The organism is Candidatus Cyrtobacter comes, assembly GCF_034470605.1.
GTDB classification, from domain to species: Bacteria; Pseudomonadota; Alphaproteobacteria; order Rickettsiales; family Midichloriaceae; genus Cyrtobacter; species Cyrtobacter comes.
This window is the reverse complement of the sequence record NZ_JARGYT010000033.1, coordinates 1-13,035: the sequence shown is the minus strand read 5'-3', so window position 1 is coordinate 13,035 and position 13,035 is coordinate 1. Positions and strand designations below refer to the sequence as shown.

The following is a 13,035-nucleotide window of genomic DNA, read 5'->3' as shown; positions in this document are numbered from 1 at the left end:
AAACCCATTCATTGAACGTTTTAATGTCGATCGGAAACAACCTTTTATCCATCTAAATACCATATTTATCGCCTCCAATATAATATTGCATCTTTTCCATTATTTGGCAAAACCTTTGTTAACAGTGCCTATCATGGGAGGCGCAGTACTGGAAGAAGATCCTTTAAGACCCAAGATATTTGTAAATATAACTAATCTAATTGCAGAAGGACTGGATATCCAACAGCCATGGGCTAACATATTGCCACAAGTTTTAACTATGCTTCAAGATGTATTTGAAAAAGTTGCATATACTGGGACTGAGATTCCAGTACTTTTACTCAAAAGGATTGGGCAGTTACAGTACGAACCCCTTGACACATTTGAAAACATGCGAGATCTCGATCTTATAAATGATGCTCAAGAGTATCAAAATCTAGCTAGAGAAAGAAAGAGGGTAGTTTTATATCTTAAAGGGTATATAAAATCTGAAGTTATAAAGAATTTTCAGGAATATAGGCAACGTTATTTTAGCACTATTACAGACCCTGATCTCTTATCACGCGTTTGCTCACTTTTGGATGAAGTGCTTACTTATGATGCAACAGGCAGAGGACTTGCATTTCAACCAGATCCAGAAAAAGCAATATTGCTTCTTGCAGATAAATTGTGCTCAAACACAGCACTTACAGAAGAACAAAAAGCTATAATTTCTAGAAATATAGCACAGGCTTTATATTTATATCGGTATTCTATATACAATAATGAACCATTTTCTCTTGGAAATAGCTCTATATTGAGAGAATTACAAACTGTATTGAGTCAATCGAGAGACGCAAATGATCAGATTATATCGTTACTTGAATTAATAAAATTTGGTTTAGGTGCTAAAATTTATAACAAACCAAGAGTTATAGACTATATTGATGAAGTAGATCAATTATTGCAAACTTATGTTGCTACTGGAGCAGATAGCTTTTTTGCAACATTAGCTAATAATCTACAATCTATGAAAGATTTAGAATTAAAAATTGGTTCTTATATATCAAAAGAAGACATCACTGAACAAAAACATAATAACCTCGGGAGATCTATTATTGCTCAGTTAATCAAAAATGGTTTCACATTTGAGGGATTAGAGCAATTATCTAAAGCATTAGACCTAAACTTACCTACTAACTACCTCACTGATTTAAAATCTTCAGATGATTTTAATGAGCTACACAATCAAATAAAAGAGCACTTAAAAAATACTAACCCACAACCTGTTCAGGACATAGCTCAGAACCTACAAACCCAAGGCTCTCACCAAGCTCAGGATCTTGCTAGACATCAAACTGGTGTATTAGAACCAAAATCCAATGACGCCATAGCTATAAAAGTAACTGATATAATAGCAGAATTAGAGCGAGAGCTTGTAATATACACAACGCTTCCTACCAAATATCAAGGCTATGTAGGGCGATTACAAATTTGCAAAGAGAACAACACGGCAGATGGGCTTATTCAACTTCTTGAGCAGGTTAGTCATGAATTAAAAGAAGAGATCAACCAGAATCCACAATTAAACTCATTAGTTGATATAATGAACGATGGAATTAATAAGTTAAAATGTATATCCAAAGATCAGAATCCAGAAACAAAACACAAGTTACTCCATACTGTTTATAATTTTCTTTGTAATATAATGTGTAATATACACGATAACCAGTACGCCCAAAAACTACTTACCGTGATAAAATGTATTATAAGAAAATGCAAAGAGTTATGTCACTATATTTTAGGCTCTTCGCAAGAACGCAGTTAGGCCGTAACCAGCATTATATAGCTAAATCGCCATAAAAGAGTGCTTAGTTAGCATTGGGTTAAGTGTAGTAAAATGAATCATTATATAATCATTTTATACAGCTTTAACTATATACGGCCCATCCCTCAGCTATTCTTGAAAAACTCATTGCCGAATAAAATCAGCATTTCACTCTGGCCGTAATAATTTATGCTTACTCATAAATCAGAGATTTTATAGCCTAGCCTTTACAGCTTTAGATTTAGCCGCATGAATAAGTTACTGAATGATAGCTAAGATAGTATAAAATGGCGCAACAATACTGCTCTATCGAGCAGCTTCTTAACTCCTATTTTATATGACGTTTTATACTGACTTAGCTATATATCAAGAATCTTTAAAGCGCCCATATTTATACTACAGTTATTTAAATTAACATGTTGGAAATAAGGCTAATAAGCTGTAATGCAAGAAGTATTATGCCACCTCAAATAAAACAGCTATGGCATGACCATAGTTTGCCCTCAGCAAAAATTATGATATCTTTTTTAGTGCCAGCTTAGGGCTAACTTGTTTCCCTTAAATATCAATGACTTTGTCATACTTACTATAATAAAAAAGCGGGAGGCAATACCACCACCCGCCAAGTTATTTAATTTAAAGTCAGTTATTAGAAGCCACCCATATCTCCCATACCGCCCATCTGAGGTGCCCCAGATGATGCATTCTTCTTATCACTATCATCTTCAACAATAATGGCCTCAGATGTTAGTATTAACGAAGCTACGGAAGCAGCACTTTGTAGAGCAGTTCTTACCACTTTAGTAGGATCTATAATTCCGCATGTATTGCAATCTACATACCTCCTCAATCGTGCGTCGAATACTTTCGTATTGTCTTTCAACAGTTCTTGTTCAATAACAGCTATGTTATCGATACCAGCATTATCTAGTATTCTTCTAAACGGTGCAAATAAAGCCCTTTTTACTATTTGAGCGCCTATTTCCTCATCTTCATTTTCAAGCTTTAAGTCGTCTATTAATGCTGTTGATCTAAGAAGAGCACATCCTCCACCAGGTACTATACCCTCAGCTATAGCAGCTTTTGTAGCATTATAAGCATCTTCCACTCTATCCTTCTTCTCCTTTATTTCAGCTTCTGTTATACCGCCAACCTCAAGTATAGCAATACCTCTTGATAATTTTGCAAGGCGCTCTTGCAATTTTTCCTTATCATAATCAGAAGTCGAATCTTCTATTTGATCTTTTATCTGATTACGACGCATTTCTATTGAAGATTCTGAACCAGCACCATTTACTATGGTAGTCTCATCTTTTGTTATAACAACTTTAGCCGCGCTTCCAAGATCTTTTAATGTAATTTTTTCAAGCTTCATACCAATTTCTTCACTGACAAGCTTACCACCAGTCAGTATAGATATGTCCTCAAGCATTGCCTTTCTTCTATCTCCAAAACCTGGAGCTTTAACAGCAGCAACCTTAAGAACACCTCTTAATTTATTAACTACTAATACACTTAAAGCCTCCCCCTCAACATCTTCCGCGATTATAAGAAGCGGTCTACTTGAGCGTGACACTTCCTCTAGGATATGAAGTATTGATTGAGCGGTTGTTATTTTCTTATCAAAAAGAAGAATGTAAGGCTTTTCAAGCTCGCATGTCATCTTCTCAGAATTTGCAAAATGAGGGACAATGAATCCTCTATCGAAGCTCATTCCGTCAACTCTTTTAACACTAAACTCATCATTACTTGTGGCTTCCTGCACTGTAATCACACCATCTTTACCTACTTGCGCGAATGCCTCTGCAATTTTTTGCCCCATAATATGATCTCCAGAAGATATTGTAGCCGCCTCTGCCACTCTTCTCTTATCATCATAGTTGATGCTTTCTGATATCTTCTTCAAATTTGCTACAACTGCAGCCACAGCAGCATCTATACCACGCTTTAGATGCATAGGATTTACATCACTATTAGCATATCTCGCACCAGCTGCAACAAACGCCGCCGCAAGCACTATGCATGTAGTAGTTCCATCACCTGCAGCATCATTAGCTTTATTCGCAGCTTCTTTAATCAGTTGAATTGCTACGTTTTTAAATCTATCTGATATCTCAAGCTCCTTAGCAACACTAACGCCATCTTTGGTACATTTTGGCGCACCAAATGATCTTTCTATTATAACATTTCTACCATTACTACCCAAGGTTGAACCAACAACCTTGCTTATAATGTTCGCGCCTTCAAATAACTCTGAACGCGCAGCCGCACCAAGTAAAAATTTCTTTCTAGACATACTAAACCCTTAAAATATATATAAAAGACTTTTAGGAAATTATAGCTAAGACATCTGATTCTTTCATGATCAGATAATCTTTCCCATCTAGCTTCACCTCAGTCCCACCCCATTTTGCAAATAAGACTTTATCACCCTCTTTAACATAAAGAGGTCTCAACTTACCATCTTCTAGTAGGGCTCCATTACCAACAGCAATAACAACTCCTATTATAGGTTTTTCTTGAGCGGATTCAGGCAAAAATAAACCACCTTTTGTCCTTTCTTCTTGCTCTACTCTTTCCACCATGATTCTATCATGTAGAGGCTTTATGTTTTTCATATTTAACCTAAAACAACATTAACCAATGCATGTCCTATATATTTAAAAGAAAACACACTTCAAGTGCGTTGAAAAAATTTTTCTTATAAAAAGATGTATAAATGCCATGATTTTTTTAGAAATCACAGTAAAAGCAGTTGAATTACGATCTACTAAAAAATGTATCAATAGTCTGACATAGATAATACTAAATTTGGGGCTTAATCAAACTTTTCATGGTAGTCCAGAATCGTCCACAGAACCAAAGCCTTGCGTGGTAAAAATATTATTTCCATAGCCAACAGATTCTATTAATATCTTAGCTATAGTGAGTTAAGCTAGCATAATCTGTAGGCGATATTATTACATATTGTATACGCCACCTCAAATAAACAGCTATATAAAACTTTTCTTATTTTTGATACTAGACGCATCAAACGCTACATAGCTAATCTTGAAAACACGTTAGTTATAATTGAGCTAAGCGTCGCAAAATAACTCATTATGCAGTTAATATATATAGCATTTAGCAATATACGTATTTAAATATCCTAGATATTATGGCAAATAAAAATAGGGAAGTAACAATGCTTTTTTAAGCTATGGACCATCTATGATTAAACCGCAGCAGCACTTGCTGGAATTATAGATGATAAAGGTTATGATAGCACACAACATAATCTTAAGCTCGAATAATAGTATAACTCCAGAAAAACAAAATAGAGCCAAGAATAAATTTAAAATGAGAAAAAGCTTCTTCACGCTTCTTAAAGAAAAATATAAAAACATGATGAGAATGGTTTGATCTTATATCTTACCCGCACCACCAATAAAGGATTATTAATATAAGAGAAAGCAATGTATTTAAATCAGCATATTAATATGTTGTTTTGCTACATGCTAACAGAAGAAGAATATAGCTGTTTTATTTGAGGCAATATAGATAATAAGTAATAATACAACCGATATTACAGCCTATACTAGCTTAAATCACTATAAACTACCAATTCAAGATAGATAAAATCGTCTTTCTTACTCAATTTTATCTTAAAAGCTTAAATGCAGTTCCGGGTTAAAGCTTATATGATTACCGCACTTTGCAAATATGAGTTATGTTGGTTGGTATTTCACAAAATAACCTATGCCAATAGGTCTACAAAACAACCATTTTTGCAAATGGTTGTTTTATAAAATTCCCTGATCACCTTTTATGGTAAATGTAGAAAATTTTGCCTTTTCCAATCTTTGCTTTTATTCTTTCCTCTTGCTCGTATTCTTATAAGGAGATCGTCTAATGTAGTGTGAATCTCTTTATAGTACTTGAAAGCCTATTTATTGTTTCTGATGTATGGTCGTTACAAGTAGCCATACTGGATGTTATATCGCTTCTTATAGATCTTATTGCCTCATCTAACAACGTATCTTTCAATTTTAGCGCATATTTGCGCTTTTTATACTCTATAAATATGAGCGCAGATTTTCTTTTTTTGCTTTTAACACTCTCTAGCTTTGTCTCAGCATGATCTTTGACAGTTTTTGCAGATAGTATAGCGTTACTCCTAATCTGCTCTGCTAATAACTCTGCCTCTACAAGCCTAGTTTTCGCTCTAATAAGCGAATTATTTGCAGAGTTTCGTAGATCCTCCGCCTCAGATATATCATGGTCTAGCAATTCGGATTTATTATCCAATGCCTTAGCAAGAGCCTTACTAGCCGGCTTATAAATTATAAGCACAAACACAATAAAGGAAAGTATTAACGAGATTCCAGCCATAACTAGTATTTACTCACATATTGTTAGAGACTTTGCTCATGATAAAATCTTTCAAATCAGAGACATTCTTAGATAATTTTTTCACATCAGAAGAATACTGCTGAGAAAGCGAAGCCTCTTCTATTCGTATCATCTCTGATACCCCTATATCAACCTCCTTTATCTTTGTATTATAAAAATCTTCAGCTTCACTTTTTGCATTCAAAATTATGGTAGACGCTTCTATTTTTGCATCCGAAAGCAACGAAACTATCCGCTCTTCAATCTCTTTAGCTTTCTCAGAAGCAATCCTAGCCTCATCTCTCATTTCTTGTACATAGTTCCTTCTTATGTAAATAAAATTCCTGACTCTTGGTACAAAAACCACACTCACAAAAGCATAAATGGAGCAGAATGAAATAAAAAGCCAAAAAAGCTGGGAAGTAAAGGTACTAAAATCCAACTGTGGCATAACTAGATAAGTTTATAAACGGTGAAGAATATATACTATTGTATCACAAAAAGAAGTAAAAGAGCTATAAGAAAAGCAAACAAACCCATAGCTTCCGCAAGACCAGCACCTATAAAAGCTCCTTTTGTTAACTCTTGAGTGGCCGAAGGATTCCTAGCAATACTTTTAAGTAGCGCGGAAAAGATAAGACCAACGCCAATAGCCGCACCCATCATTCCAAAAGCCATCAACCCTATTGCTATAAACTTAAAATTTTCCATAAGATAAAAAAGATAAAAAAACGCTAGTGAAGATTAATTGCATCACCAAGATAAACAGAAGAAAGTATTGCAAATATATATGCCTGCAACACCGCGACGAATATTTCAAATCCAGTTAACAATGTCAATAGCGCAAAAGGAAAAAGGAAGAATACACCAGATATAGAAACAAAGCCCGCAATAACCTTAAGCACTATATGCCCAGCCATCATATTAGCTGCTAACCTTATTGAAAGGCTTATAGGCCTTGCTATATATGCAAAAAACTCCACAATAACCAAAAGTGGCAATATATATAGAGGCGCCCCTTCAGGAGCTAAAATCCTAAAATAACCCAAGCCATGTCTTGAAAAACCAACTACGTTGATAATTACAAACAAAAACGAGGCAAGGGCAAAAGTTGTAATGATATGACTAGTTACAGTAAAGGAGAAGGGAATCATGCCAACAATGTTGCACCCTAATACAAAAATAAAAGTTGTGAATATGAGCGGGAAAAATTTATATATATCTTCTTTTTGAGTATCCTTTCCAATCATATTAACGACAACCTCGTATAAAATAGTGGCGAGCGCAGCTGACCTTGTTGTCTTTCTAGTTTTTGAAGGTTTTGTAATTAATATAATAGTAAAAAAAAGTAAGATAAGCGCAACGCTTACAATGCAAGCCAGCGCATAGTTCGTAAAGGAAACATTTACTCCCCAAGCGGTAAACGAGATCACTTTTTTTATAGCGAATTGTGCAAGAGGGTCACCCATATGTCGAATATCAAAAACTTTATTAGCAAAATAGCTTAAAATGCTAATTTTGCCAACTAACAAACTAGATTTAATGCCACCTTAATCGCTCACGCTGTAGAAATATTTAGATATTCTTTGATTATAGCGCACGTACCAAAATATATGTACACAACTCTTATATGAATTCTTCTACCAATCATATATATCTAAACTCTATTTATTCATGTTATAAACGCATAAGCACTTAATTACTCAGCATCAAAATATGATCATTTAAACGGATTCTCCTAGCTATTGGAGTATTTGCTATCATACAACATGTTTCATCATAGCTTTCTATAGAGGAATTCAATTTTTTATAATTTACAAAAACACTTTTCGTAAAAAAAACAAGATGTTTTGCATACGAGTTAGTTAGTGCGATTGAATAGAAAAAGATTATTCTAAAACTACGTATATGATCAAATGCTTCATGTTTTCACTATATTACAAAGTGGTTACTATAATCACCAATTTATAACATAATCAAGACACAAGTAATATTGTGGCACCAATATTACCCAACGATCCACTGGAAATATTTACAATTAGCGGAAGACCTAAATTTGTAATTACTAAGACTACAAACATTTAAAAACAGATATCATGGCGTGCCCTGAAGGATTTGAACCCTCGACCTACAGCTTAGAAGGCTGCTGCTCTATCCGGACTGAGCTAAGAGCACGCAAAGATTAGGCCCGGAAGCTAGAAAACTATCCAACGAAAGTCAATAAGAAAATTTATAAATGATACTAAAAATTAATGTTCAATTAGTTATTGATAGGACTGCAATTGTTTTATACCCAATTCTTATTAAGAAGTTACTATTAAAACTAACTTTTTAAGTTGCCTTGAAGGCAGTAACGGCACAGCTACTTGCTTAGCTCTATAAAAAATCAACAATACCATCACCGTTGCACACACCATCTTAGCGCCGTTTTAAAATTTTCCTACATAATAAAGAAAGTATTCACTACTACATTTCAAATACCTGATTGACAATGTGAGAACAAAGTATTAGATTCGCCCGCCTTATGTGGATTTGGTATGCTTCTGTATGGCTTCTTATTCGGCAGGCACCTCCTTCTTAAAGCACGGCGAACTTAAGAAGAGTTGGTTCATAATTGATGCGCAAGGCAAGACTTTAGGTAGGCTAGCTTCTAGGATAGCCATTGTTTTACGCGGCAAGCATAAATCGTATTTCACCTCTCATATAGATTCAGGTGATAATGTTATTGTTATAAATGCTGCTAAGGTTCGTCTTACTGGAAAGAAACTTGATCAAAATAGCTTTTACTGGCATACTGGATACCCAGGCGGCGTAAAGTCAAGAACGTTTGGGAAGATACTTTCTGGTAAATATCCTGAGCGTCTTCTTATGAATGCTGTTCGTGGTATGATGCCTAAGCAGAGCGCGCTTGCAAGAGCTCAGTTCAAAAAGCTTTATGTGTATGGTGGCGATCAGCATCCCCATTCAGGACAGCAGCCTGAGTCGATAGAATTATAGTTATTTTTTATACGCACAATTTATATGGATTCTAGAAGTTACGGTACAGGAAGAAGAAAAGAAGCCTCAGCAAGGGTCTGGATATCTAGTGGATCAGGGAAAGTAGTTGTTAATAATAAGAGTGCAGAGATTTACTTCGGTAGGGAATGCCTTTTACATTTAGTAAAACAACCTCTAATTGCCACTAATACAATTGATCAGTTTGATGTTTTTTGCACAGTTAGGGGTAGTGGTAAACCATCTCAAGCTGGCGCTGTTAGGCATGGTATTAGTAGGGCCTTAAATGAGGCAAGTGGTTCTTTTAGAGCAGTACTAAAAGCTAACGGTTTCTTAACTAGAGATAGCCGTGCAGTTGAGCGTAAGAAGTATGGCCGTAAAAAAGCTAGAAAAAGCTTCCAGTTTTCTAAACGCTGATTGTTATATCTGGAATTACACCTCTATAGCTTTTAGGAATAAAATATTTGCCTGGCGCTCTTCTACTCGCCGAATATTTACTTTTTATTTTGTGGATTTTTTGCTTAATTCACGGGTTTGGTGTGGAAGCAGCGCTGAGTGGTCTTCAGTTGCTTCTTGTTATGTAGGTGGTGTTTAATATCTTGGCATTTTACTGGCTTATCAAGGTATAAAAGGTAACAAAGCGCCTCTGATTCATTCTTTTATTGGGCTGCCCTAACTCTATAACTGGCTTAGTAGCACTTCTTCTTAAAAAAGCAGCCTGTGTTCTGAATAAAAACTTACCCGCCTCCTTTCCGATTCGCATTATTATCGCACCACATTCTATGGGCCTAATCTTGAAGCTTTGTAGCATATAAAATAACATTTTCATTAACCATCATTGATTGACGTACTAATTGTTTGGCTTTTCTTCATATCCCCTCCATTAACAGAGCTTCTTCCTATATTTTTTTGGAAACTTAAAGTTATTAAGCTGCATTTATAAACCTCTCATGATGATTTTAATCTCGGCACAAATATACATCTTTTACTCCTTAAACAATCTAAATTACACCCTTTGATTTTACTATTGTTAATCTTATAAAGCCGATCTACTGATATCACTTTATTTATTCGCACCTCAATGCTGGCCTCATGTCTTTTAAAAACTCAGGGTACTCGCATACATATTATTACGGTTTCGAAAATTGGGCTATTTTTTGCTATATAGATGAATGGACTGTCCAGTGACCTGGATTTAAAACAATCAAACACGAAATGAATAACAAACAAATAATCTAAAAACCATTTTATGCAAAATTATCTATTGCTTACTAAGTATATCTAGATGATAGATATACAATTTAAAATCACCATAAAAATAACCTAATCTCTAAAAAGAGGCATATCATCTTCTAATATCTAGCTAATTATTTATAATAATATATTGATTATATGTAATAATGTATTACTATAGCGCATAGCAAACTACGCTCTGTAATATTAGATTGATATGGTGTACAAAAATAGCTTATTAACATTATCCACGTTTTGCATTTTGCTTCTTGGCACTAATAGTGCTTTTGCAAGCTGGGGCAGTACAACGGAACGAAGTACCAAAAATCCTTATGACCGCTTGTCGAAATTTACTAATTCTATAGAATTTTATACCCATGAAGATGGTAGTAAATATGCTATTGGCTTTAATGAGTATTATAAAACAGCACTACCATACTCTGAGTATAATACGTTCTTTGAATGCGGGACTACTGATATGGTAATTGTTCCTTCAAAAAGAATATTTGATTTCTATACCAGAGAGGAAAAAAAACACTTATTCCCAAACATACCAATATATAGTTATTCTAATACCACTTGCCAGAATCCAAATCGTGAACAATGTGTTATTGAGGACGCAAAGAAATTATATGAGCTGGTACAGAAGAATAGTTGCGTTAAGTGCGACAACCTTGGTGATGGCCTTGATAATAGCTGCGAGACATTGATTAGGGATTTCAAAGGCTTAGCAAACTATTCTTCCAACACCAATAATGAGATTGGTGCTCAGAATAACAGCACTAGTAACGGCACTAATAACGAAAATAGCCAAACTGATCAATCTTCTGTACCTACAAAAGAAGCGAATGCAGATAAAATTCAACCATTGTTTAATACTACAACTACTGTAGTAAACACAATAACAGTACCTAATGAAAGTAGTGATCTTCCGGCAGCAACAGTATCATCTGGTCAGAAGATTATTGACAAATGTTATAATAAAACATGTAACAAGTATTCCGTTTTTTATGAAAGTGAGTACGTTGCTGATCAACGTTCTGCTACTTATGAGAAAACTGACTCAGATCATAATGCCAAGCAAAATGATCATAAAACACATGATCCATATTCCATTTCTTATAAAAATAAAGACGTTGCTGATCAGTATTTTGCTAATGATGAGAAAACTGACCCAAATAATAATGCCAAGCAAAATGATGAGAAAACATGTGACCAGTACTCCATTCTTTATGGAAATGAGGACGCTGCTGATCAACCTTCTGCTACTGATAAGAAGAAAGGTAGCGAGAAATACGATTTACAAGCTAGTCAAGATCCTATCCATTCACCATTTGCAAAATTCGTTCCTTCTGGAATTATAAAAGCACAGTATAAGAACGTTATAATTGGGCTCGGTCTCTCAGAGATATATAAGACCGTTTCTTGCTCATTATCTTTATCAAATAAAAATCCAATTGAGGTTGGGCTTGAATATACATACGGCGCAGATAAAGCAGGATCCTTTTGATATAAAATTAAACAGAGCTTCAATAAATCTTTCTCGCATGTTCAACATTAGCGAAAAATTTATGATTGGTACAAAAATTCATTTTGGTAATTCTTCTATATCTGTTGATGAACGCAAAGAAAATTTCTTTAGCTTTGGATCATCAATTATTTTCTCATACCATATAAATAAAAATATCAATTTGACTTTTGAAGCTGGTTTTAGAGATGTACATGGTGATATTATATTGAAAGATAAAGTTGTAAATCAGGCTAAAAATACTAGTATAGATTTTGGCGTAAAGTTTGTATTTTAACTATGCACTGTTAATAAACGTTATACTTGATAGCGGCCTATATAAGAAAAGATATGTATGATTCTTGATCCTTAGATCGTATAGTCGCAAGATATAGCTGTTTTATTTGAGATAGATAACATGTAATACTATATTACAGCCTATGCTAATTCAGCTTAAAACCCTATATTAATTAGCTAATAAAATCGATCCGTCTAATTTTGCACCGTTATGAGGGATGGTTGTGCTTTTTTAGCTTCACGCTCATTTTCTTTGAGAGAGCCGCGTAGAAGTTTGCGTTATTTCTTTTCTAATTTTAAGTTAGAGTCGTTTTATTTGAAATAGCATAATATTTCTTGTATTACAATTTATTAGCCTTAAAATAACTATAATTCCTCACTACTTATTTCAGATAAAATACCATCTTTATAAATAGGTATTGTCATAAAAAGATAGATTTTATTATGTGATAGCGTGACAACGTGTGTTAAATGAATGTGCTATGAAGGTGTGTAAATTTTGCTCTAACAAAACCATGATCAAGAATGGTTATAGTCACGCAAAGGTATAGGTGCAAATAATGTGGCAGATTGAACAAAAAATAAAATACTCTCTCAAAGAGAAATACATGTCTGTATCGATGTATCTTAATTCGAGCTAGGATAATGAATATACCGTTTCAGATGATAATACACGGCTGGAGAAGCTGTGGAGAAGGAGGTCAAGAGCATTGGTAAATCACCAAGAGATATTCCTATCTTAGAGAGCTATAGCTAATCCGTTATAAAATGTCATGCTAATTTTGATAAAAATGATATAAATGCTATATAAAGAAAAAATGTCATATCCAATAGAATTTAGAAAGAA

The 13,035-nt window shown here is 34.4% G+C and carries 12 protein-coding genes and 1 tRNA gene; 5 read left to right on the top strand and 8 right to left on the bottom strand.

Going from position 1 to position 13,035, the window contains the following annotated elements:
* Positions 1-1,786 (top strand): hypothetical protein (locus Cyrtocomes_RS03150; RefSeq protein WP_322497754.1); only part of this gene is annotated, 1,786 nt, incomplete at its 5' end.
* Positions 1,787-2,435: 649 nt separating this feature from the next.
* Here Cyrtocomes_RS03150 and groL read toward each other — a convergent pair.
* The 7 genes from groL to Cyrtocomes_RS03115 form a co-directional block, all read right to left on the bottom strand.
* Positions 2,436-4,082: a chaperonin GroEL gene (gene groL, locus Cyrtocomes_RS03145; protein ID WP_322497753.1), complete on the bottom strand. Its 1,647-nt coding sequence runs from the start codon at positions 4,080-4,082 to the stop codon at positions 2,436-2,438.
* Positions 4,083-4,113: 31 nt separating this feature from the next.
* Positions 4,114-4,404, bottom strand: coding sequence for a co-chaperone GroES (gene groES / locus Cyrtocomes_RS03140; protein WP_322497752.1), 291 nt, complete (start codon positions 4,402-4,404; stop codon positions 4,114-4,116).
* 1,270 nt (positions 4,405-5,674) lie between these two features.
* On the bottom strand, positions 5,675-6,157 hold the full coding sequence (locus tag Cyrtocomes_RS03135) for an ATP synthase F0 subunit B (protein WP_322497751.1): 483 nt from the start codon (positions 6,155-6,157) through the stop codon (positions 5,675-5,677).
* A 13-nt stretch (positions 6,158-6,170) separates the two neighbouring features.
* On the bottom strand, positions 6,171-6,608 hold the full coding sequence (locus Cyrtocomes_RS03130) for a F0F1 ATP synthase subunit B family protein (RefSeq protein ID WP_322497750.1): 438 nt from the start codon (positions 6,606-6,608) through the stop codon (positions 6,171-6,173).
* Between the two features lie 35 nt (positions 6,609-6,643).
* Positions 6,644-6,868 (bottom strand): F0F1 ATP synthase subunit C, encoded by a 225-nt coding sequence (locus Cyrtocomes_RS03125; RefSeq protein ID WP_322497749.1) that lies wholly within the window; start codon positions 6,866-6,868, stop codon positions 6,644-6,646.
* Positions 6,869-6,891: 23 nt separating this feature from the next.
* Entirely contained in the window at positions 6,892-7,626 is a 735-nt protein-coding gene (locus Cyrtocomes_RS03120; RefSeq protein ID WP_322497748.1) for a F0F1 ATP synthase subunit A, read from the bottom strand.
* A gap of 628 nt (positions 7,627-8,254) precedes the next feature.
* A tRNA-Arg gene (locus Cyrtocomes_RS03115) sits at positions 8,255-8,332 on the bottom strand.
* A gap of 372 nt (positions 8,333-8,704) precedes the next feature.
* On the opposite strand from Cyrtocomes_RS03115, the gene rplM reads away from it, so the two are divergent.
* Together rplM and rpsI are read left to right on the top strand one after the other, a co-directional pair.
* Entirely contained in the window at positions 8,705-9,154 is a 450-nt protein-coding gene (gene rplM, locus Cyrtocomes_RS03110; protein ID WP_322497747.1) for a 50S ribosomal protein L13, read from the top strand.
* A 24-nt stretch (positions 9,155-9,178) separates the two neighbouring features.
* The gene (gene rpsI / locus Cyrtocomes_RS03105) at positions 9,179-9,568 is read left to right on the top strand and encodes a 30S ribosomal protein S9 (protein ID WP_322497746.1); all 390 of its coding nucleotides are present in this window, start codon (positions 9,179-9,181) and stop codon (positions 9,566-9,568) included.
* A 190-nt stretch (positions 9,569-9,758) separates the two neighbouring features.
* Here the strand turns inward: rpsI and Cyrtocomes_RS03100 are convergent, their stop codons facing one another.
* Positions 9,759-9,914: a hypothetical protein gene (locus Cyrtocomes_RS03100; protein WP_322497745.1), complete on the bottom strand. Its 156-nt coding sequence runs from the start codon at positions 9,912-9,914 to the stop codon at positions 9,759-9,761.
* Positions 9,915-10,601: 687 nt separating this feature from the next.
* On the opposite strand from Cyrtocomes_RS03100, the gene Cyrtocomes_RS03095 reads away from it, so the two are divergent.
* A complete protein-coding gene (locus Cyrtocomes_RS03095) occupies positions 10,602-11,894 on the top strand; it encodes a hypothetical protein (protein WP_322497744.1) in 1,293 nt (430 codons plus the stop codon).
* The gene (locus Cyrtocomes_RS03090) at positions 11,848-12,189 is read left to right on the top strand and encodes a hypothetical protein (protein WP_322497743.1); all 342 of its coding nucleotides are present in this window, start codon (positions 11,848-11,850) and stop codon (positions 12,187-12,189) included. The genes Cyrtocomes_RS03095 and Cyrtocomes_RS03090 overlap by 47 nt, the downstream gene beginning before the upstream one ends.
* Positions 12,190-13,035 lie beyond the last annotated feature (846 nt).

Coding starts and splice junctions, on each gene's coding strand:
- groL (WP_322497753.1), bottom strand. CDS start 4,082: ATGTCTAGAAAGAAATTTTTACTTGGTGCGGCTGCGCGTTCAGAGTTA.
- groES (WP_322497752.1), bottom strand. CDS start 4,404: ATGAAAAACATAAAGCCTCTACATGATAGAATCATGGTGGAAAGAGTA.
- Cyrtocomes_RS03135 (WP_322497751.1), bottom strand. CDS start 6,157: ATGGCTGGAATCTCGTTAATACTTTCCTTTATTGTGTTTGTGCTTATA.
- Cyrtocomes_RS03130 (WP_322497750.1), bottom strand. CDS start 6,608: ATGCCACAGTTGGATTTTAGTACCTTTACTTCCCAGCTTTTTTGGCTT.
- Cyrtocomes_RS03125 (WP_322497749.1), bottom strand. CDS start 6,868: ATGGAAAATTTTAAGTTTATAGCAATAGGGTTGATGGCTTTTGGAATG.
- Cyrtocomes_RS03120 (WP_322497748.1), bottom strand. CDS start 7,626: ATGGGTGACCCTCTTGCACAATTCGCTATAAAAAAAGTGATCTCGTTT.
- rplM (WP_322497747.1), top strand. CDS start 8,705: ATGGCTTCTTATTCGGCAGGCACCTCCTTCTTAAAGCACGGCGAACTT.
- rpsI (WP_322497746.1), top strand. CDS start 9,179: ATGGATTCTAGAAGTTACGGTACAGGAAGAAGAAAAGAAGCCTCAGCA.
- Cyrtocomes_RS03100 (WP_322497745.1), bottom strand. CDS start 9,914: ATGCGAATCGGAAAGGAGGCGGGTAAGTTTTTATTCAGAACACAGGCT.
- Cyrtocomes_RS03095 (WP_322497744.1), top strand. CDS start 10,602: ATGGTGTACAAAAATAGCTTATTAACATTATCCACGTTTTGCATTTTG.